Source organism: Streptomyces sp. NBC_01508 (assembly GCF_045040315.1).
Taxonomy (GTDB): Bacteria; Actinomycetota; Actinomycetes; order Streptomycetales; family Streptomycetaceae; genus Streptomyces.
In genome coordinates this window covers 5,838,089-5,859,263 of record NZ_CP109419.1, presented here as the reverse complement: position 1 = coordinate 5,859,263, position 21,175 = coordinate 5,838,089, and the positions used below count along the sequence as shown (strand labels likewise).

Here is a 21,175-nt window from a genome sequence, read left to right as displayed (position 1 = left end):
TCCCGACCAGCGGAACGGATTGGACAAGGCAGGCGCGGAAAGACGCATCATGGACGCGGCACCCGGGCCGCATGTACGTACGCAAGGAGTCCCCGTGAAGGTCGGAATCGTCGGAGCCACCGGTCAGGTCGGCACAGTCATGCGCACCATCCTGGCCGAGCGGCACTTCCCCGCCGACGAGCTGCGGCTGTTCGCCTCCGCCCGCTCCGCGGGCTCCACCATCGAGTGGCGGGGCGAGCCGATCACCGTCGAGGACGCGTCCACCGCCGACTACAGCGGCCTGGACATCGTGCTCTTCTCCGCGGGCGGCGCCACGTCCCGGGCGCTCGCCGAGAAGGTGGCGTCCCAGGGCCCCGTCGTGATCGACAACTCGTCCGCCTGGCGCGGCCACCCCGAGGTTCCGCTGGTGGTCTCCGAGGTCAACCCGCACGCGATCGCCGACCGGCCCAAGGGCATCATCGCCAACCCGAACTGCACCACGATGGCCGCGATGCCCGTGCTGCGCCCCCTGCACGACGAGGCGGGTCTCGTGGCGCTCGTCGCCACCACCTACCAGGCCGTGTCCGGCTCCGGTCTCGCGGGCGTCGCCGAACTGCACGACCAGGCCCGCAAGGTCGTGGAGAACGCCGACCGGCTGACCTTCGACGGGGACGCCGTCGAGTTCCCCGAGCCGGCCGTCTACAAGCGTCCGATCGCCTTCAACGTGCTGCCGCTCGCGGGCTCGATCGTGGACGACGGGTCCTTCGAGACGGACGAGGAGCAGAAGCTCCGCAACGAGTCCCGCAAGATCCTTGAGATCCCGGAGCTGAAGGTCTCCGGGACCTGTGTGCGGGTGCCGGTCTTCTCCGGGCACTCCCTCCAGGTCAATGCCCGCTTCGAGCGCCCGATCAGCGTGGAGCGGGCGTACGAGCTGCTGAAGGACGCCCCCGGCGTCGAGCTGTCCGAGATCCCGACGCCGCTCCAGGCCGCGGGCAAGGACGCCTCCTATGTAGGACGCGTCCGCGCCGACGAGACGGTGGACAACGGCCTGGCGCTGTTCGTCTCGAACGACAACCTGCGCAAGGGCGCGGCGCTGAACGCGGTGCAGATCGCGGAACTGGTCGCGGCGGAGCCGCGCGGCGACAACTGACACCACTGGTGCCGCCACCAGCCCGTCGGGGTGGGTGGCGCAGTCGGCGGGGAACTGTTCCCCCAGCTTCGTCAGGGCCCGGCGCAGTGCGATCCGCACGGCGAAGTACACGCTTTCGGGAGGGGATTGCGACACCGCATCGTGCCCGCCGCCGGTGATATCTTCGAGGGCATGGCGGTCCGTGGCGGTTCCCGCCGGGGACCGGGGGTGCCACCATGACGCCATATCTGCCGCGCTCGGCCACCGGGACGGGGATGCCGCTCTTCTGCCTGCCCTGCGCGGGCGGCGGCGCATCCGCCTACCGTGGGTGGCAGCAGGCATTGGACAAGCTCGGCTCCGGGCTGCAAGTGCTTCCGGTGCAGTTGCCGGGCCGCGAGGAGCGGGCTCACGAGCGCCGGTTCACCGAGGTCGCGGCCCTGGTCGAGGAGATGGACGAGCACCTCGACGCCGCCCTCGCCCGGCCTCACCTCCTGTACGGGCACAGCATGGGCGCATTCGTCGCCCACGCCCTGGTCCTGCGGCGGCAGCGGCGCGGTGCGCTCCTGCCGCGGGCACTCGTGCTCAGCTCCCACCGCGCCCCGCACGTGCCTCCCAACCGCGTCCTGGATCCCGGCGCCGACGACCGGATGCTGGCCACGCGGCTCGCCCAACTGGGCGGCATCCCGCCCGAGTTGGCCGACCGACGCGGATTCCGGTCCCGGCTTCTGCCGCTGATCCGGGACGATCTGCGGCTGTGCTCCACAACCCTGCCCATGACGGAGACGGAGCCTCTGCGCGTGCCGCTGCACCTGTTGGTCGGCGCCCACGATCAGCTGGTGCCGGTGGCCGCGATGGAGGCATGGTCCGCGCACTGCGGCCTGGACAGCGAGCTGCGCACGATGCCCGGCGGACACTTCTTCGTCCGCACCCACGAGAACGCCCTGCTGCGCCACCTGGCCGCGGTGGCGGACCGGTACCGCGCTGTTCCTGCCCGGCGACCCCGTCACTCGGCAGGACACCGGACGCGCAAGACACCTGGTTCAGGGCAGGAGACCGAATCGTGCGCGGGGTGATCGCCCTGCGGGGAACGACGGTACGGCGCGAGGTGGCCATCATGGTCGGCGAGGGAACGACGAACCGCCGGATCAGCTCCGAGCTGGGCATCTCGCGGTGGACTGTGACCAACCACCCGCGTGCCGTCATGCGGAAGCCGGGTTGTGGTGACCGGGTGCACGTGGTGGGTCCCCTCGGGCAGGCCCGGCGGTGAGCGTGCGGACACACGGAGGCGTGCGCCTGTGGACGGGCCGCGCACCGGACACCGCCGCGGCCGAGGACGTGGCCCTGCTGGACGAGCTGGAAAGACGCCGCTTCGAGAAGTACCGGGACCCGGTCACGGCCGCCCACTACGCGGGCGCCCGGGCCGCGATCCGGCGTACGGTCGCGCGCCGGCACGGCGTCCGGCCGGCCGAGGTGGTGTGGGGCACCGGACCATGCCCGGGCTGCGGCAGCGACCGGCACGGCCCGCCGCTCATCCGCGCGCCCCGCACCGACTGGCGGGTGAGCATGTCACGCTCCGGCGCGTGGTGGATGCTCGCCCTCTCCCACTCGGTACCTGTCGGTGTGGACATCGAGTACCGCCGCCCGCTCGCGGTGCCCGCTGTGGTGCGCCGCTGCCTCGGCGCCCAGGAACGCGCCTACGTCGCCGCGGCGCCGGAGGGCTCGGCGCGGGACGAGGCGCTGATGCGCTGCTGGGTACGGAAAGAGGCCGTGGTCAAGGGCTGGGGCATCGGGCTGGGTACCGACCTGACCCGCCTGGCGGTCCGTCCGGACCGGCCCGACGCGGTTCTGGAGCGTACGCGGGCGCAGGGCGCAGCCGCGAGGGAGCTGTGGGCGGTCCAGGACGTGCCGGCCGGAGCGGACTGCTTGGCCGCGCTCGCCCGCCCCGCCGGGGAGTCCGCGCCGCTGGTGGTACAGCCGCCGGAGTCCGGGGTGTGGCGCGGGGGTGACACCGCGGGCTCACCGCGGCCCGGGGCAGGCTGAAAGGGCACGGAAAGGAGCCGCCGGCTCCGGGGGGCGCTCCGGGGCCGGCGGCACGAAGAGACCAGTCCTCAGAAGACCAGCGGTCCAGGCGTCTGCTTGGAGACGGCCTTGCACGTGTTCGGCACGCCGAGAATGCTGAGGCTGAGCGACACGTCGCTGGAACCGGCGGCGGGGATGTAGGAATCGAGGCTGTCACCGGCGACGATCGCCCCGGGCAGCGGGCCGATGGTCAGCGGCTGGCCGGCGGGCGCTGCCTCGTTGGCGGTACCGGTGAAGTCCACCGTTCCACCGGAGGCCCTCTCCAGGCGCAGGGTGGCGGTGACGGAGTCAGCCGGAATGTCGGCCGGAGCGAGACCGCCGCTGGTGGACACCTTGACGGAGCCGACGCTGCCCGAGGCCGAAGCCTCGATCTTCAGGTCGGTGACCCCGAAGGCGCCGCAGTCGTACGTCGCTGTCACGGTCTGCGCCGCGCCGGGGACCGCGGAGGCCGGGGAGGCAAGGGCCATCCCGCCGAGCAGCGCGGCAGCGGCGGCAATGGTACGTGCCTGGACGATCCGACTCATGTCTTTTCCTCTTCTCACTCGTGACAGGGGGTGCTGAGGCCTGGTGGGATCGGCCACCCATGCGTGCGATCGCAAGGCGGCCAAATGCCCTCGTAGCGGGACTGCTCGGGGGTGGACACGGTGCGCTCGGGCCGGTGGACGTGGCGGAGCCCGTCCGGGCCGACCGCTCGGTCACTCGCGCACACCCCCCGCCCGCCAGTGCACGGCCGCCGCTCCGGCGAAGTCCCCGGCATGGGCGAAGCCGGCCAGCATCAGCAGGCTGCCGTCCGCGACCCGCCCCTCGCGGATACCGTGGTCAAGCGTGATGGGGACGCCCGCGCCGAAAAGATTCCCAAATCGGTCGAAGGTGTCCAGATGACGCTCCGAAGGGATGGAGAGCCGCTCCTGCCACTGCTTCAAGAACATCCGGTTGGGCTGGTTGGTGATCAGCAGGTCGATGTCGCTGGTCTTGAGGTCGAGTTCCTCGCACACCCGGCCCACCACCTCGGGGACGAGCCGGTTGCCTCGCTCGACGATGTCCGACACCTTGTCGGGGGTGAATCCGACGTGCATCTGGCTCTCCCCCGCCTCCCAATACTTGCGGCCGTCGTGGAGTGTGAGGCCGCAGTCACGGGTGTAGTCGCCGCGGTTGGTCACCGCGACACCGAGCACCGGCGACTCGTCAGAGGCAGCCAGGTAAGCGGCAGCGCAGCCGTCCCCCGGGATGACGGCCTCCGGGAGCTTGCGCACCTCGGACTGGGTCATCACCGGACCCGCGCTGTTCTGGACGTTGAACAGCAGCGCGGAGGTCGCCTGGCCCGAGCCGATCAGGGCTCTGGCGAGCCGGAGCATATGCACGAAGGAAGCGCAGCCGCCGTTGTGGGCGTCCAGCACCCAGTCGGCCCTGACTCCGAGCCGGTGGGCGACCTCGGCGCCCGGCCCGGTGAACGGCACCTCCGGCAGCAGCGTGTTGGTGATCACCACATCGGCACCCCGGAGCGCGTCCTTGCCGATCCGTTCCGCGAGGAGCGCGCCGGCCTTCTCCATCATGTCCGCGGGAGTCTCGTCGCGGGACACCTGGTGCCGGTGGCTCGGCGCCTTGAACATGGTGTTACCGGTCAGCTCACCGTCGTTGACCTGGTACGGGAGGAAGTAGTCCGTACTCACCGGATCCCCCGGCAGGTAGGAGGCGAGTTCGAGCAGACTCACCGTCCTCATGCTGCGGTTCCGTGGCGGAGTTCAAGGATCTTCTTGAGGTTGTCGATCTCTATCTTGTGCCCGGCGTAGAAGAGGCCCCAGGTGTCACCGACCCAGGGGCGATCGGGGCTGGAGGCCAGCTCGGGGTGCGGGTTCTTGTCGTAGTTCGGGTGGTGGCAGTTGGTCCAGATGACCACTGAGCCGCGCTTGCCCAGCACGGTCTCGGCCGAGATGATCCGGTGGATGTAGATCATCCACAGTTCCTCGCCCTGGTCCCAGGCGCACTTCATGTCCACGGTGAGCGCGTCCGGGTTGCCGTCGATGCGCAGGAAGATCTTGGTCTCGTCGTCGAGCAGGGTGTCGCGGCCCTGGTAGAGGCCGGGGGCGCTGGTAGGCGCGAAGTCACGGGTGCTGTAGGTGTATTCGTTGAGGTTGCGCTCGTCGGTCAGGTAGTCGTAGACGGCCTGCGGCGGTGCGTCGATGTACTGGTGGACGGTCACGAACTCGCCGTACACCTCGTCGTAGGTGAAGGCGTCCTTGGTCAGCTTCGCCGCGTTCGCGAACGCCTCCTCCCGGGGCGTGGTCTCCCAGCGCAGCAGCCCGGGAACATCCTTGAGGTCGTCGGGGACCGCGGGCGGCGGGGTGTAGCCGACGGTGGGGTCGTTGTGCGTCGGGGCGGTGGTCATCCTGGTACAACTCCTAGGTTGGCGGGCCGGTTGGAGCCGGCGGCGATGGCCTGCTGAAAGGGGCGGAAGGGGGGCACCTCGGCCGGATCGACATCGACGCAGATCAGTGCGGGCGCGCGGGTGGCATGGACCCGTTCGAGCGCCGCGCGCAATTCGTGGGCGCTACGGGGCGTCACCGCGTCCAGACCGGGGAACATGGCCGCCATGCCGTCGCCGATCCGGGCCGGGCGGAAGAGGTTGTACGAGTAGTCGCCCGCGTAGAACAGCCGCTCACGGGTGTAGCACATGCCGTGGGACTGGTTGTTGAAGATGATGAAGGTGACAGGTAGTTGGTGCTCGATCGCGGTGTGCACCTCCATGCCGTGCATGAAGAACGCCCCGTCGCCGGCCACCACGCAGGTGCGCCGCCCGGTGGCGAACGCGGCACCGACCGCGGCACCGAAACTGTGACCCATGCCGCCCATGCCCAGGGCGGTGATGAACCGGCCGCCCGGGGGCAGGCCCACATAGTTGAGCGCGACCGCGCCGGTGTTGCCCGCGTCGCTGACCACGATGGAGCGCTCGGGGAGGACCGCGCCGATCACCCGGGCCGCTGTCGCCATGTCCAGCACCGCCGTCGAGGTGTCCGGCACCGCCGCGGCCCTGTCCAGCACCGCCGTCGAGGTGTCCGGCACCGCCGCGGCCCTGTCCCCCGCCGCCGTCACGTCCATCGGTGCGAGCTCAGGCCGACGCGGGTTGTCCACCAGAGCCCGTGCGGCGCCGCCGCGCTCCTGGAGCCCCGCTCTGGGCGCGAGCAGTTCCCCGGTCAGCATCGTCATCTCCTCGGCCAGGTCCCCGGTGAGCCGCACCAGGTCCTCGTGCGGCTCCAGGAACGGGGCCCTGGGGTCGAGGCAGACGACTGGTACGCCCTTGAGGTGATCGTGCAGCCCGGCCCCCGCCATCTGCGGCAGCCGGGTGCCGACCAGCAGGACGGCGGAAGACTGCTCCACCGCGGCCTGCACCTGTGCGCTGCCGATCACTCCGGCGATGCCGAGGTGACGGGGGTCCCGGTCGTCGAAGACGTCCTTGGCGTCCGGTGCCACCGCGACGCGCGCCTCCAACGCCTCGGCCAGAGCGGCCAGTTGCGGCCGGGCATCCGCTCTCGCCACGCCCTCGCCCGCGATCACCGCGACGCCCTGCCGTGCCACGGCCGAGCGCAGCAGGGCCACCGCCCGCCCGCGCTCCGCGTCCGCGGAGCGCGGGCGGGCGGTGCGGGTCAGCGCCCCGGGTGTGCCCCACGGTTCGAGTACGGACTGCTGGACGTCCTTGGGCAGCAGCAGGACGGCGGGGCCGGGCGCGGCCAGCGCGGCGGCGAAGGCCCGTAGCAGCTCCTGCGTGATCGCCTCCGGGTCGGTCACCCGTACGCAGTGCACGGCGATCTCCGCGAACAGCCGGGTCGCGTCGATCGAGCCCGCGAGGCCGCTGGTCTCCTGGAAGGAACCGCGACCGTCCAGTGACAGGGGCGGCTGGCCGATGAGCGCGACGGCGGGTACGTAGGAGGCCCGCAGTTCAGCCAGTCCGGGAACCAGATTCATGGCACCGGCACCGGAGGTGGAAGCGATCACGGGCATCCGCTGGGAGGCACGGTGGTAGCCGTCCGCCATCGTGGCGGCCGAGAACTCGTGTTTCGCGAGCACGCCGAGCGGGCCGTCCGCCGAGAGGTGGAGTGCGTCGTAGAGGTCCTCGATATTGGCGCCGCCGACTCCGAAGACATGCCGAACTCCCTGGCACCTCAAGAAATCGACGATGAAGTCGACCACACGGGATTCGCTTCTCATATACCGTTCTTTTCTCAGGCGGTGGTCCAATTATTGAATTCCAGCGGCACAGCATCGGCAAGTGACACCTCTCTGTCACCCGTCAAAGAAATGCACATAGCAGGGATCTGTCATGCGTCGCGCTGTGGACCGGGTTAGCTTCCTTCAATCGCGATCAATCGAGAGGAAATATCCGTGATCACCGTCGAAACCGTGTGCACCCTCATAGCGAAGAAGCTCGGCAACAAGGCCGGCCAACTTACTCTCGACGCTGACACCGCCTTCGACTCGGTTGGCCTCTCCAGCCTCCAGATCGCCGACATCGTCTACACGATCGAAGACGACGCCGAGGTCGAACTGGACCCGAGCCAGGCAGCCGGCGTCAAGACGGTCGGCGATCTGGTCGACCTGATCGAGACGACCCGGGCCGCCGGTGCGACAACATGAACCCGGCCGCCTACCGAGGTGCCACCGCCGAGGCCATCCGGCACCACTACGACGTCTCCAACGACTTCTACGCGCTGTGGCTGGACCGGTCCCTCACCTACACCTGCGCCCTGTGGGCCGAGCCCGCACCCGGCACGGAGGCTGTGCCGGACGACCTGGAAACGGCGCAGGCACGCAAGCTGGACTACCTCATCGAAGGGGCGCGCGCCGGTGGCACGCGGCGCGTCCTCGACGTGGGATGCGGATGGGGCAGCGCGCTGAGCCGGCTGACGCAGGTGCACGGCGTCCAGCACGCGGTGGGCCTCACGCTCAGCGAGAGTCAGGCCGCTCTTGCCGAGTCGGCCCGCATCCCCGGGGCCGAGATCCGGGTGGAGAACTGGCGTGACCATCAGCCGGCCGAGCCTTACGACGCCATAATCTCGATCGGCGCCTTCGAGCACTTCGCCCGTACCGGGCTCTCGCGCGCCGAACGCGTGGCGGCCTACCGGGAGTTCTTCGAGCGCTGCTTCGAGTGGCTGCCGCCGCGCGGTCGCCTTGCCCTCCAGACGAATGTCAAGGGCAACAACACGGTGATGGACAAGGCAACCGTGCGCGAGTTGATGTTCATCATCGAGACCATCTTTCCGGAATCCGAAATTCCGGCACTCTCGGAGGTTGTCGAGGGAGGAGAGGGGCTCTTCGACGTCGTCTCCCTGCGCAACGACCCGGACCACTACAGTCGGACCTGTGTGGAATGGCTGCGTCAGCTGAGGAAGAACCGAGAGGCGGCCGTCCGGTTCTCCAGCGAGGAGAACGTTGCCAACTACGAGAATTATCTGGAGGCGAGTGTCAGGCATTTCCAGAATCGCCATCTGGGACTGTCGAGAATTATTTTCCAGAAGGGGCGCTGAGTGATTAGCGGAAAGCATGTCGTCTACTGGCACGAGACGGAGCCGGTCGTCCCCGAGCCGCCGCTGCGCGAGAACGCGGACTGCGACATCGCCATCGTCGGCGGCGGTTACACCGGGCTGTGGGCCGCGCACTTCCTCAAGGAAGCCGAGCCCGCGCTCGACATCCGCGTCGTCGAGGCCGAGTACGCCGGGTACGGGGCGTCCGGCCGGGCGGACGGCTTTGTCACGCCGACCATCGGCAAGGACATCCAGGGCCTGGTCAGAACATTCGGGACGCGCCGCAGCCTGGAAGCATCGCAGGCGGTAGGGCGCTCCGTGCTGGAGATCGGCCGCTTCGCCCGCCGCAACAAGATCGACGTCGAGTACGAGGCCAACGACTACCTGATGGTGGCCACCACCCAGGCGCAGTTGCACCGCCTGCGCGCGGACCGCGAGCTCGCCGGCGCGATCGCCGGCCGGGATCAGCCGCCCCTCCTCTCGGCGGCCCAGGCGCGGGAGGTGATCGGCTCCCCGGCCGTGCTGGGAGCCGCCCGCACCGGCGGCGCACTGGTCAATCCGTTCAAACTGGCCCGCGGACTGGCCCGCGTGGTCAAGAAACGGGGGGTGGTGATCCACGAGAACACCCCGGTCCTGGAAGTGCGGCCCGGGGTACGGCCGCAGGTGGTCACTCCCGGGGGCACGATCACCGCCGACAAGGTGATCGTCGCCGCCAACGCGCTCCAGTTCACCTTCCGGCAGTTCCGCAACAAGACGGTGCCGCTGTGGAGTTACGCGATGGTGAGCGAACCGCTCACCGAGGAGCAGCTCGGCCGCGTCGCCTGGGCGGGCCGCGAGGGCATGGTCGAGGCCAAGACGTTCCTGACCTGCGCCCGCTTCACCGCCGACAATCGCCTGCTGTGGGCGGGCGGCCCCGCCTTCTACTTCTGGGGCCGGGACACCCGTCGCCGCCGCATGAACGACCAGCGCGCCTACCGCGCTCTCTTCGAGGAGTTCGGCCGGTTCTTCCCCATGTGGCGGGACCTGCGATTCACCTACACCTACGGCGGCGTCATGGACATCACCCGCGACTACGCGCCGCACTTCGGCTCGCTGCCGGGCGGCAACATCTTCTACGGCTACGGATTCAACGGCAACGGCATCGCCGCCACCCACACCGGCGGCAAGGTGTTGCGGGACCTGGTACTGGGCAAGGACTCGGAATTCTCCCGTTTGCTCTACGTGGACGACGCACAGCGCTCGGCACGCGCCTTCCCACCGGAGCCCCTGCTGTACATCGGGGCCCGCGCCACCGCACGCCTGATGGAGTGGAAGGAGTCCCGGGCATGAGCACGAGCCGCACCGTACTGCTGACGGGGGCCGCCGGCGTCGTCGGCCGGGCGATCCTGCGAGAGGCCCCGGGCCGCAACCTCCGGCTGGTCTCGATGGTCCGGTCCGGGGGCAGCGCACTGCCCGCCGACGCGGACGAACAGCTCACCGCCGACCTGGCCGAACCGCGCTTCGGGCTGGACGAGGACAGCTATCGGGCGCTGGTCCGCGACGTGGACACCGTCATCCACTCGGCCGGGCTGACCGAGTGGGGTCTGCCGGACGAGCGCTACCGGCCGGTCAACGTGGAGGGCACCCGCCGGGTGATGGAGTTCGCCGAAACGGCCGGCGCGACGGTGCACTTCATGAGCACCGCGTTCGTCGCCGCGCTGTCGGCGGGCGCGCCGCACCGGCTCAGTGAGACCAACGTCACCACCAACTACGTTCGCTCCAAGCTCCGTTCCGAACAGCTGCTGCGCGACAGCGGTCTGCCGCACACCGTCTTCCGGCCGACCAACCTGATCGGCGACTCCCTGACCGGCTGGACATCCCGGGGGCAGATCGTCCAGCTCATGTCGGACTGGATCTGTCGCGGGCGGGCGCCGTTCCTCCCGGTGCACCGCGGCAACCGGATCGATGTCGTACCCCAGGACCTGCTCGCCAAGGCGGTACTCCGCTGCGTCGAACTGGACGAGAACAGCGGGGAGTTCTGGGTGACCTACGGCCAGGAGGCGATGGACATGGAGACCGCCGTCGAGGTGTGCGCCAAGCACGCCTCCTCACTCGGGCGCCCCCTCACCCCGCCGCCGATCACCGACCCCGACACCCTCGACCCCGAGGAGCTGCGCCGGCTGCCCCCGCTCGCCCGCTCCTACCTCTCGGTGTTGCGAGACGTCAGCGAGGTCACCCGGTGCGGCGGCGGCGTACTGCCCACCTCCATGTCCGAGTTGCGCGAGCGCTACGGCCTGCCGCACATCGCGGACACGGAGGCCTATGCGCGGACCCTCGCCTACGCTTCCGCCCACCTCAGCTAGCGAGCCGGAAAGGACACGCTGTGGACCAGGACATGCACGAGGAGTGGCAGCCGCCCCGACTGGAGAAGACCGTCGCCGTGGTCACCGGAGCCAGCCGGGGGGTAGGACGCGGCATCGCCCTCGCTCTGGGCAGCGCCGGGGCGACGGTGTACGTGACCGGGCGCAGCACGCGCACCGCCGGGCGCACCGAGGACCTGCCGGGAACGGTGGACGACACGGCCGAGGAGGTCACCGCCCGCGGCGGCACCGGCATCGCGGTGCGCTGCGACCACCGCTCCACCGACGACAACCAGGCGCTGGCCGACCGCGTCGCGGCCGAGCACGGCTCCCTCAACCTGCTGGTGAACAACGCCTGGGCCGGCTACGAGCGCTCCGCCGACGTCCGCTTCGACGCCCCTTACTGGAAGCAGCCGATGTGGCGGTACGAGCTGTGCGAGGGCTCGCTGCGCGCCCAGTACGACGTGACCAGGCTGCTCACCCCCCTGATGACGGGGCAGCCCGGCGGGCTGATCGTCGGCATCGGCTTCACCGACGGTGACACCTACCTGGGCCAAGCCGCCTACGACGTGTTCAAGTCGGCGAGTGACCGGATGAGCAAGGCGTTCGCCGCGGACCTGCGCAAGCAGCGGGTCGCGGCCCTGTCGGTGCACCCCGGCTTCGTACGCACCGAGCGGGTGGAGGCAGCCTGGGAGGCGCTCGGCGACGGGCCCGCCGCAGTCGTCCACTCCCCCGAGTACGTGGGCCGCGCGATCGCCCACCTGGCCGCCGACCCACAGGTGTTGGACCGCTCCGGCCAGGTGCTCTCGACCGGTGACCTGGCCGAGGAGTACGGGTTCGACGACATCGACGGCCGGCGACTGCCCGCCTTTCGCCTGGAGGGCCGGATGAGCCTCGCCACCCGCATGGACCGGCTGAACCGGGTCATCAGCCGTACCGGTGCCTCCTGACCTCCTCGGCACCATCCCGCTGTCCCGCGGCACGGCACAACGCACCCGACGTGAAGGAATCTCAATGAGCAGGGGAACAGACCGGTCCACCAAGGGCTCCTCGATCGGCGCGGTACCCAGAGCGGCCGGACTCGCGCTCGCGGTCACCTGCGGCGCGCAGTTCATGGTCATCATCGACGACACCGTCGTCGCCATGGCGCTGCCGACCATCCGCGAAGAGCTCGGCTTCGAGCGGGCCTCGCTGGCCTGGGTCGTCGATGCCTACATGCTGCTGTTCGGCGGCTTCCTGGTGCTTGGTGGCCGCTGCGCCGACCTGTTCGGCCCCCGTCGGGTGTTCCTCACCGGGCTGGGGATCTTCACCCTCGCCTCGCTCGGGTGCGGGCTGGCCGACTCACCTGAAACGCTGATCGTGGGCCGCGGGGCCCAGGGGTTCGGGGCGGCGCTGCTGAGTCCGGCCGCCCTGACCATCCTCATCACCGTCTTCACAGAGGCCAAAGAGCGGCGCAGGGCGCTGGGTATCTGGGGCGGGCTCACCGGCATCTCCGGTGTCTCCGGGGTGCTGCTGGGCGGCGTCATCACCGATCTGATCGACTGGCGATGGGTGTTCTTCGTCAACATCCCCATCGGCGTCCTGCTGTTCGCCCTCACGCTGCGGCCCGCGCTCGCCGACCGCGCCGAGCGGCCCGCCAAGCGGCCCTCCATCGACGGCACCGGGGCTGTGCTCATCACCGGCGCGCTGCTGCTCCTCGTCTACACCGTCATCAGCACCAACCACCGCCCGTGGGGATCCGCCGCGACGGTGGGCGGTCTGATCGGCTCCGCAGTGCTGCTGGCCGCGTTCGTGGTGCGGGAGCAGCGCGCCGACGAACCGCTGATTCGGCTCGGCCTCTTCGCCAACCGGCAGATCGCCACCGCCAACGTCATGATGCTGCTCGCGGCCTCGGGACTGTACGGGATCTTCTTCTTCCTGACCCAGTACATGCAGAACCTGCTGCACTGGTCGCCGCTGAAGGCGGGCGTCTCCTGGGCACCGTTCGGCGTCACCATGGCGGTCTTCTCCGGGATAGCGATCCAGCTTCTGCCGAAGGTGGGCAGCCGTGTGCTGTGCCTTGTCGGCCTCGGTTCGGCGACCCTCGGGCTCGGGCTGCTGCTCAGGGCACCGCTGGAGGCGTCGTACCCGGCAGATCTGCTGCCGACCCTGCTGCTGTGCGCGGCGGGTTACGGGCTGGCCATGGTGCCGCTGGTGGTGGCGGCCGTCAGCGGAGTGCCCAAGGCGGACTCCGGGGCGGCCTCCGGGGTGCTCAACACCGGCCAGCAGATCGGCGGCGCGATCGGACTCGCCGTCCTGGCCACCCTGGCGAGCAGCCGGCTGGAGGACGAGGTCTCCTCCGGCGCCGCTCTACCGGAGGCGCTGCTGACCAGCTTCCACTCGGCGTTCCTGCTCGGAACGGTGCTCACCGGGTGCGCCGCGCTGCTGTCGCTGGCACTGCCCGCGCTGCGCACCGAGTTCGACCCGGAGACCACCTCGGGCGTCTGAACCCCGCAAGCCCGCGCCCCTGGCAGGACGACAGGACGACAGGACGACAGGACGACAGGACGACCACGCGCAACAGAACCAGACACGGCAGGAACGAGAGAAGAGGACAGCAAGGATATGGACGGCAGGGAACACCGCTGGTACATGCTCGTCGCGTCACTGCTACCACTGCTCGCACTCGGCGCAGCCATGGTGCTGGCCTGGAATCACATCTTCGGCTGGACCGATGTGCTGGTCACCCTGATCATGTACGCGATATCGGGCCTCGGCATCTCCGCCGGGTACCACCGGATGCTGACACACCGCGCGTTCGAGACGTACAAGCCGATACGCGTCGCGCTCGCCACGGCAGGCGTGTTGGCGGGCCAAGGGCCGCCGATCATCTGGGCGGCCCACCACCGCAAGCACCACCGGGTCGCCGACAAGGAGGGCGACCCGCACAGCCCCCATCTCGGCTTCGAGCCCGGATTCAGGGGTGCGATGGCCGGCATCTGGCACGCGCACCTGGGCTGGCTCTTCAACGAGGGGCTCAAGTCCGAGCCCATCCGCTACTGCCCGGACCTGGTCCGCGAGAAGCCGCTGCGTTGGCTGAGCGAGAACTTCATCGCCGTCGTCGCCGCCGGCATTCTGCTGCCCGGCCTGCTGGCCTTCGCCATCACCGGGGGCTCCGTCGAGGCGCTGCTGACCGGCACCCTGTGGGGCGGCCTGGTGCGGATCTTCCTGATCAATCACATGACGTACGCGGTGAACTCCATCGGCCACTACTTCGGCAGCCGGCGGTTCGATACCACTGACGAGTCCCGCAACGTCGCCTGGCTCGCCCTGCCGTCCTTCGGTGAGGCGTGGCACAACAACCACCACGCCTTCCCCCGCTCCGCGCGGCATGGGATGAAGTGGTACGAGGTCGATCTCTCGGCCGTCTTCATCTGGAGTCTGGAGCGGACTCGGCTGGCCTGGAAGGTCATCCGGATCGACTCCGAGCGGATGACGATGCGCGAGGCCGGAGTCAGCCGGGTCCAGGGCAGCAAGCTCAGCCGAGAGGAGCTGCTGACCGGGCAGCAGCACATCGTCCCCATGGCGCACCGGTCGCGCGACGGTTCCGACATCTCCCTCGTGGACGTGGAATAGCCATGGCAGCCACCGGCACCGAACTGTGGAACCTGCTGCTGCGCGGCCGGTCCCGGGGAGTCCTGCACCACTGGGACGGGGAGGGCTTCGGGCACACCCCGTGGCGCGAGGTCGTCCGGGAGGCGCATGGCATGGCGGCCACGCTCCGTGCGGCCGGTGTGCGACCCGGGACCCGGGTCGCCACCGTCCTGACCAACTCGGTGCACACCGTGCGCGGCCTGCTGGCGGTCTGGCTGGCCGGCGGCACCGTCGCGTCCTTCCCCCTGCCGGCCCGCGGCCAGACCCCCGAGGAGTACGGGAGTCAGCTCACGCGGCTGACCGAGCGGCTCGATGCCACAGTGCTGCTGACGGACGAAACCATCGCGCCGATGGTGCCGGCCGAACTGGCCGCGCGGCTCCCGGTCCGCAGCTGGACCTCGCTGTACGGCGGCGGGCACATCGACCCGTCGCCGCCCGGCCCGCAGGAGACCGCCTTCGTCCAGTATTCGTCCGGCAGCACCAGCGTGCCCAAGGGCTGCGCGCTCACCTCCCGCGCCATCGCGACGCACTTGCACATGCTCTACGACCTGGCGGACGGGCGCGTCGGCGCCGAGACGATCGTCTCCTGGCTGCCGCTCTCCCACGACATGGGCATCTTCGGAACCCTGCTGAACGCCTGGGCGTTCGACTACGACTTCGTCCTCTCCTCCCCCGAACGCTTCGGGATGGCGCCGCGCACCTGGTTCCGGGACATCTCGGAGTTCGGCGCCACCATGTCCGCCGGCACCAACACCGCCCTGTACCTGGCCGCCAGGGCGCAGGGCCGCACGCCGCTGCCCAAGCCGCTCGCCCTCAAGGTCTTCGTGGTGGGCGCCGAGCGGGTGGACGCGGCGACCTTGGAGGCCACCATGGCCGCGTTCGGGCCCTCGGGCCTGTCCCGGGCGGCGTTCATGCCCGCCTACGGCATGGCCGAGGCGACCCTGGCGGTCTCCAGCAGCCCGACGTGGCAGGAACCGTCCACCCTCAGCTTCGATGGGGCGGGGCTGATGGCCGGCGAGATCGTCGAAGTCTCCGACGACACTCCGGGCGCCACGCGGTTGGTGTCCAACGGCCCGCCGCTGCCCGGGGTCACGGTGACCACCCAGGAGCCGGGCCGGGTCTCGCAGCTCCTGGTCTCCTCCCCCAGTCTGGCCTCCGGCTACCTCGGGGACCCCGTGCAGACGGCCGAGCGGTTCCGGGACGGCGTGCTGCACACCGGCGATCTGGGCTTCGTCCACAAGGGCGAGGTGTACTTCGTCGGCCGGGCCGACGACCTGATCTCGGTAGGGGGGCGCAACGTCTACACCAGCGAGATCGAGTCGGCGGTCGAGGCGCTCGGCTCGGTCCGCACGGGGTGCTCGGCGCTGGTGGACGTGGCCGACCGCGGCGTCTCCCGGCTGGTCCTGCTGCTGGAGCCCAAGCGGCGGAGCGACGACTTCCACCTGATCGCCGACCGGGCCGCCGCCGTCGCGCGTGAGAAGTCGGGCATCGCGCTCGCGGAGTGCGTCTTCGTCGAGCGCGGCCACCTGCCCCGGACCCCCAGCGGGAAGGTCCAGCGCTTCCGCTGCCGGGCCGCCCTGAGGCCGGACGGGGTCGCGTTCAAGACCCTGGCCCGGGTCGTCCTCGGCTGACCCGTCGACACTGTTCGAGAGAGGGATTCCCATGCCGCAAGACCGCTCGGCTCTGTCGTACTTCTTCACCAACACAGAGATCACCGGCCGGGAGGACTGGCTGCGCCTGCACCTCAACGAGAACCCGTACGGCCCCCCGCCCGGCACGGTCGAGGACGTGTGCGCGGAGGCCTCGGACCACCTCAATCGCTACCCGGACAGCGAGTGCGCAGCGGTGCGGGAGCGTCTGGCCGAGCACCTCCGGGTCGCCCCCGAGATGATCGCGCTCGGCAATGGCACCGACGAGCTGGTGCTGCTCGCCTCGCTGACGTTCCCGCGCGGGACCGACGACTTCGTCGCCACCACCAGCAGCACCTTTCCCGGCTACGTGACCTCGGCCGCGGCCGTGGGCGCGCGGACGCGCACCGTCCCGTTGACGGGCGCGGCGATCCCGGTCGCCGGCCTCACGGCCACCATGCGGCAGGGTGCCGCCCTCGCGTTCGTCTGCAACCCGCTCAACCCCACCGGGGCGCTGCTGGACCGCGACGAGGTCCTGGAGCTGATCGACACCGCCGAGAGCACCGGAACCGTGCTGGTCTTCGACGAGGCGTACATCGACTTCGCCGGCCCCGCCCACGAGTTCGCGCTGGAGGCGGTACGGGAGGGGCGGCGGGTGTTGGTGACCCGCACCTTCTCCAAGGCGTGGGGCCTGGCCTCGGTACGCGTGGGCTTCGCCGTCGGCCCTCCGGAGCTGATCGGGCAGCTCAACACCACCGCCATGGCGCTGCCCTTCAACGTCAACCGCCAGGCCCAGCGGGCCGTGCGGCGCGCCCTGGAGGTACCCGAGTACCTGGACCGGGTACGCGCGGACAACGCCAGAGTCAGGGAGCTGCTGTGCAAGACCCTCGACTCGCTGGGTCTCGGCTACTTTCCCTCGGCGGCGAACTTCGTGATGGCCCAGGTTCCGGGGAAGGGCGCGGAACCTGGCGACAGCACCCGCCTCGCTGCCCGTCTCGCCGAGGAGCACCACATCCTCGTCCGCGATCTGACCGCCCTCGGGCTGCCGGGCCTGCTGCGTATCTCGGTCGGTACGGAGGCGGAGGTCGAGCGCCTCGCCACAGCTCTGACCCAGCTGCTCGGCCGCCCGTGACCCGGTTCCGTGCCGAGGGCCGCCCCGCACGGAGCCGCATTCCGACGCCGGATCGGCACATCTCAGCAATGGAGCGGAGCAACCGGCCATGAGCCACTACAAGTCGAACCTGCGGGACCTGGAGTTCGTCCTCTTCGAGGTGCTGGGCCGCGCCGAGGCATACGGCCGGGGGGCGTTCGCCGCAACCGACCAGGAGACCGCGCGGGCCATGCTGGCCGAGGTCGAGCGCCTGGCGGTGCACCAGCTGGCGGACGCCTCAGTGGCGGCGGACCGCACCCCGCCTGTCTACGACCTCGCAGCTCGCTCGGTCACGCTGCCCGACTCCTTCAAGCGCGCCTATCGGGCCTGGCTACAGGGTGGCTGGCACCTGCTCGACCTGCCGGCGTCGCTGGGCGGGGCCGAGGTGCCGCCGTCGCTGCGCTGGGCGGTGGCGGAGTTGGCTCTGGGCGCCAACCCCGCGCTCTACCTCTATCAGGGGTTCGTCGGCTTCGCGCGAGTCCTCGACCGGCTCGGCAACCAGGAGCAACGGCAGCTCGCCCGGGTGATGGTCGAACGGCAATGGGGCGCCACCATGGTGCTGACCGAACCTGAGGCGGGCAGTGACGTGGGCGCCTGCCGGACCAGAGCGCGGCGGCAACCCGACGGGAGCTGGCACCTGGAGGGGGTCAAGCGGTTCATCACCTCCGGCGAGCACGATCTGGCCGAGAACATCGTCCACTTCGTACTCGCCCGGCCGGACGGCCACGGTCCCGGAACCAAGGGGCTGTCACTGTTCCTGGTGCCCAAGTTCCGGATCGCCGAGCCGGCGACCGGCCGGTTGGGGGCCCGCAACGGGGTCTACGCCACCGCGCTGGAGGACAAGATGGGCCTCAAGGCCTCGGCCACCTGTGAACTCACCTTCGGGGCCGAGGATCCGGCGGTCGGCATGCTGCTCGGCGAGGAGCACAACGGCATCCGGCAGATGTTCCAGCTCATCGAGCAGGCCCGGATGATCGTCGGAACCAAATCGGCGGCCACCTTGTCCACCGGGTACCTCAACGCCGCCGCGTACGCGAAGGAGCGGGTGCAGGGCTCGGATCTGGCCGCCCTCGGCGACCGCTCCGCCCCCAAGGTGCCCATCATCCGGCACCCGGAGGTACGGCGCTCCCTGCTGCTCCAGAAGGGCTTCGCGGAGGGGCTGCGCGCCCTGGTCCTCTACACGGCGACCGTGCAGGACCGGATCGCGGCGGCGCTCGCCGAGGGGCGCACCGACGAGGAGGCGACGGCGCTCAACGACCTGCTCCTGCCCATCGTCAAGGGCTACAGCTCCGAGCGCGCCTGCGAGCAGCTCAACCACGCCCTACAGATCCTGGGCGGGGCCGGCTACATGAAGGACTTTCCGCTGGAGCAGTACATCCGGGACACCAAGATCGACACCCTGTACGAGGGAACCACCGCCATCCAGGGGATGGACTTCTTCTTCCGCAAGGTCGCCCGGGACCAGGGCTCGGCCCTGCACGCGCTGCTCGCCGAGGTGGAGAAGGAGGCGCGCGGCGAGACGGGCGGCGGCCTGGCGGCCGAGCGCGCTCTGCTCTCGGAAGCGGTGGCCCAACTGCGCGCGATGGCAGACGCCATGGGCACGCGCCTGCTCAGTTCGCTGGAGGAGCCGACGGCCGTCCACCAGGTGGGGCGGAACACCACACGGCTGCTGATGGCAACCGGCGACGTGCTGCTCGGCTGGCTACTGCTACGTCAGGCGACGGTGGCCGAGGAGAAGCTGGCGACGTACCAGGATGACCGGAACAGCGCCGAGCATGCCTTCTGTCTGGGCAAGATAGCGACGGCCAGGTTTTTCGCACAGGAGGTGCTTCCGCCGCTCGCCGCCCAACGCGCCCTCGCCGAGCGTCAGGACAGCGTCCTGATGGAGCTGCCGGACGACGCCTGGTGACCACCTGCCGGGCCCGCGATCCGTCGGCTCGCCACCCGTGAAGCGCCCGCCCCCTCCAGGGCGTGTTTCAGAAGTCCCGTCATCGTTGCGCATGTAAGGAGCCGCTCGTGACCGAGTCCGACACCACCACCCTCGCCCCGGGCCACCAGACGATGCTGCTGGCTCACCGCGCCATGGTGCGCGACCTTGAGCGCATCGCCCGCGCCACCCGTGAACTGCCTGCGGTCAACGCCGAGCGCACCACCGCTCTGCGCGACTACGTGGAACGAATCTTCAAGCTGATCGAGCACCACCACGAGGGCGAGGACGACTTCCTCTGGCCGAAGCTACGCGAACGCGGCGCCGACGAGGAGGCGCTGGCGCTGATGACCGCCGAGCACGAGGAGCTCACCAAGGTCCTGCACGCCTGGCACACGACGAGTCGGCGGCTCGGTACCGACGAGGCGGCCCCGGCTGAACTGGCCACCCGGACGGACGAGTTGCGCGAGCAGCTTGCCGAGCACGCCGCCGACGAGGAACGCGAGCTGACGGGACGACTGGCCCCCGCCCTGGACGGCAGAGTCTGGAGGGGCTTCGCGAAGCACATGCGCACGACGGCACCGGTCTGGACACTACGGTTCATGCCGGCCTGGCTGCTGTCCGTGGCGGGTCCCGGAGAGCACGGTGGTGTGCCCGCCGCACCGGTCGGGCGGCTGTTCAGCGGCTGGTTGGAGAAGAACCGGCTCGCCGCCTTCGGTGAGCACTACCGAACACACCGGCCGGGGGACTGATCCACCAGCGCCCACCGTCGGCGCTCCTCAAAGCGGAACGCCGTTGACCATCCGCCGGACAGGTCTAGGGCATGTTTCGAAAGTCCCGCCTGGCCGACGACGCCTGGCACGCGCACTCGCCGCGTTGTCGGAATCATCCAAGTACGTCCAGTACGAGAACGATCCTCCGCCTTGCGATCGCACGCACCAGACGCCGTCGGCCCCGCCCTTCGGTCGGACGGCGCTACTTTCGCAACACGCCCTAGGGCCTCTCGTTTGGATCTTGCCGGGCTCGCGGGGTCTGGCACCGCGCCTCGCCGCGTTGACGGCGGAAGGGCAGGCACGGCTCCCGCCATGCCTCCCTCCTCCGCCTCGCGATCCACGGCACCAGACCCCGCTCCCTGATCCGGCCCGATCCAAACGAAAGACCCTAGCGGCGTACCTCGAAGAGGAAGCAGCCGTACTCCGCCGCCCGTACGTGCACGAGCGCGACCTCCGGGTCCGCGAACGCCTCGGCGAACGCCGCGTCGAAGCCCTCGTCCGCCGCCTCGGGGATCTCCAGCAGCCGGCCGCCGGCGATGCGGCCCTCGGAGTCGTAGCGGCGTACGGTGCGCAGCGCTCCGGGCCTGGCGAACGGGTAGCCCGTCGCGTCCCCGGCCGGACCGTCACACTCGTCGGCGTGGATGAAGACGGGTCCCTGCTCGTCGTACGCGCCGGGCTTGGCCCAGTTCTCGGCGGCCCAGCGGCGCAGAGGGGCGTACGTGACGAGCGTGATCCGCTCGCCCGCGCGGCTGCGCCGCAGACAGCAGCGCAGGGGGGCGCCGCCCTCGGGGTCGGTGTATGGGGTCCGGGTGGCGCCGGAGTCGTCCGTGTCGCGGAGCTGCTTGAGGGCGGCGGGCTCGATGGGCCGTGCGACATGCCGTGCGGTGTGCTGCGTCATGTACCCGAGCATCACCCCGCCGGGCTCCGCTGACCGGCGGTTTCCGGACGTCGCGGTGCGGGCCGGGGGCGCCGTGACTACTCCCGGCGGCGGACCGGGTCCGCATGGAAGGATGGGCGAAAAC

The 21,175-nt window shown here is 70.3% G+C and carries 20 protein-coding genes; 15 read left to right on the top strand and 5 right to left on the bottom strand.

Features of this window, described 5'->3' with window-relative positions; genetic code table 11:
• Positions 1-94 precede the first annotated feature (94 nt).
• From OG700_RS27205 to OG700_RS27190, 4 genes are all read left to right on the top strand, one after another.
• Positions 95-1,129: an aspartate-semialdehyde dehydrogenase gene (locus tag OG700_RS27205; RefSeq protein ID WP_405617967.1), complete on the top strand. Its 1,035-nt coding sequence runs from the start codon at positions 95-97 to the stop codon at positions 1,127-1,129.
• A 215-nt stretch (positions 1,130-1,344) separates the two neighbouring features.
• Complete coding sequence (locus tag OG700_RS27200) at positions 1,345-2,181, top strand: thioesterase II family protein (RefSeq protein WP_405617965.1); 837 nt, start codon at positions 1,345-1,347, stop codon at positions 2,179-2,181.
• Positions 2,169-2,375, top strand: coding sequence for a LuxR C-terminal-related transcriptional regulator (locus OG700_RS27195; RefSeq protein ID WP_405617963.1), 207 nt, complete (start codon positions 2,169-2,171; stop codon positions 2,373-2,375). Before OG700_RS27200 ends, OG700_RS27195 begins: the two co-directional genes overlap by 13 nt.
• 20 nt (positions 2,376-2,395) lie before the next feature.
• The gene (locus tag OG700_RS27190; RefSeq protein ID WP_405617961.1) at positions 2,396-3,148 is read left to right on the top strand and encodes a 4'-phosphopantetheinyl transferase family protein; all 753 of its coding nucleotides are present in this window, start codon (positions 2,396-2,398) and stop codon (positions 3,146-3,148) included.
• 68 nt (positions 3,149-3,216) lie between these two features.
• On the opposite strand, the gene OG700_RS27185 is transcribed toward OG700_RS27190, so the two are convergent.
• The 4 genes from OG700_RS27185 to OG700_RS27170 all read right to left on the bottom strand — a co-directional run bounded on the left by OG700_RS27185 (position 3,217) and on the right by OG700_RS27170 (position 7,390).
• Entirely contained in the window at positions 3,217-3,711 is a 495-nt protein-coding gene (locus tag OG700_RS27185) for a hypothetical protein (protein ID WP_405617958.1), read from the bottom strand.
• Between the two features lie 171 nt (positions 3,712-3,882).
• Complete coding sequence (locus tag OG700_RS27180; protein WP_405617956.1) at positions 3,883-4,908, bottom strand: 3-oxoacyl-ACP synthase III family protein; 1,026 nt, start codon at positions 4,906-4,908, stop codon at positions 3,883-3,885.
• Complete coding sequence (locus OG700_RS27175) at positions 4,905-5,573, bottom strand: SRPBCC family protein (protein WP_405617954.1); 669 nt, start codon at positions 5,571-5,573, stop codon at positions 4,905-4,907. The genes OG700_RS27180 and OG700_RS27175 overlap by 4 nt, the downstream gene beginning before the upstream one ends.
• Complete coding sequence (locus OG700_RS27170) at positions 5,570-7,390, bottom strand: thiamine pyrophosphate-binding protein (protein WP_405617952.1); 1,821 nt, start codon at positions 7,388-7,390, stop codon at positions 5,570-5,572. Before OG700_RS27170 ends, OG700_RS27175 begins: the two co-directional genes overlap by 4 nt.
• Positions 7,391-7,564: 174 nt before the next feature.
• Here OG700_RS27170 and OG700_RS27165 point away from each other — a divergent pair, with 174 nt between their 5' ends.
• From OG700_RS27165 to OG700_RS27115, 11 genes are all read left to right on the top strand, one after another.
• Positions 7,565-7,816: an acyl carrier protein gene (locus OG700_RS27165; protein WP_405617950.1), complete on the top strand. Its 252-nt coding sequence runs from the start codon at positions 7,565-7,567 to the stop codon at positions 7,814-7,816.
• The gene (locus OG700_RS27160) at positions 7,813-8,706 is read left to right on the top strand and encodes a class I SAM-dependent methyltransferase (protein ID WP_405617948.1); all 894 of its coding nucleotides are present in this window, start codon (positions 7,813-7,815) and stop codon (positions 8,704-8,706) included. The genes OG700_RS27165 and OG700_RS27160 overlap by 4 nt, the downstream gene beginning before the upstream one ends.
• Positions 8,707-10,032, top strand: coding sequence for an NAD(P)/FAD-dependent oxidoreductase (locus OG700_RS27155; protein ID WP_405617946.1), 1,326 nt, complete (start codon positions 8,707-8,709; stop codon positions 10,030-10,032).
• Complete coding sequence (locus tag OG700_RS27150; protein ID WP_405617944.1) at positions 10,029-11,045, top strand: SDR family oxidoreductase; 1,017 nt, start codon at positions 10,029-10,031, stop codon at positions 11,043-11,045. Before OG700_RS27155 ends, OG700_RS27150 begins: the two co-directional genes overlap by 4 nt.
• 20 nt (positions 11,046-11,065) lie before the next feature.
• The gene (locus tag OG700_RS27145; protein WP_405617942.1) at positions 11,066-11,992 is read left to right on the top strand and encodes an SDR family NAD(P)-dependent oxidoreductase; all 927 of its coding nucleotides are present in this window, start codon (positions 11,066-11,068) and stop codon (positions 11,990-11,992) included.
• Positions 11,993-12,056: 64 nt separating this feature from the next.
• Entirely contained in the window at positions 12,057-13,529 is a 1,473-nt protein-coding gene (locus OG700_RS27140; protein ID WP_405617940.1) for an MFS transporter, read from the top strand.
• A gap of 117 nt (positions 13,530-13,646) precedes the next feature.
• Positions 13,647-14,657 (top strand): acyl-CoA desaturase, encoded by a 1,011-nt coding sequence (locus OG700_RS27135; RefSeq protein WP_405617939.1) that lies wholly within the window; start codon positions 13,647-13,649, stop codon positions 14,655-14,657.
• Positions 14,658-14,659: 2 nt separating this feature from the next.
• Positions 14,660-16,306 carry an AMP-binding protein gene (locus OG700_RS27130; protein ID WP_405617937.1) on the top strand — a complete coding sequence of 549 codons (1,647 nt, stop codon included), beginning with the start codon at positions 14,660-14,662 and terminating at the stop codon, positions 16,304-16,306.
• Positions 16,307-16,337: 31 nt separating this feature from the next.
• Positions 16,338-17,435 carry a pyridoxal phosphate-dependent aminotransferase gene (locus OG700_RS27125; RefSeq protein WP_405617935.1) on the top strand — a complete coding sequence of 366 codons (1,098 nt, stop codon included), beginning with the start codon at positions 16,338-16,340 and terminating at the stop codon, positions 17,433-17,435.
• 88 nt (positions 17,436-17,523) lie between these two features.
• Entirely contained in the window at positions 17,524-19,362 is a 1,839-nt protein-coding gene (locus tag OG700_RS27120; protein WP_405617933.1) for an acyl-CoA dehydrogenase, read from the top strand.
• Positions 19,363-19,469: 107 nt separating this feature from the next.
• Positions 19,470-20,132: a hemerythrin domain-containing protein gene (locus OG700_RS27115; protein WP_405617931.1), complete on the top strand. Its 663-nt coding sequence runs from the start codon at positions 19,470-19,472 to the stop codon at positions 20,130-20,132.
• A gap of 409 nt (positions 20,133-20,541) precedes the next feature.
• Here the strand turns inward: OG700_RS27115 and OG700_RS27110 are convergent, their stop codons facing one another.
• Positions 20,542-21,051 carry a DUF1203 domain-containing protein gene (locus OG700_RS27110; protein WP_405617929.1) on the bottom strand — a complete coding sequence of 170 codons (510 nt, stop codon included), beginning with the start codon at positions 21,049-21,051 and terminating at the stop codon, positions 20,542-20,544.
• Between the last annotated feature and the right edge of the window lie 124 nt (positions 21,052-21,175).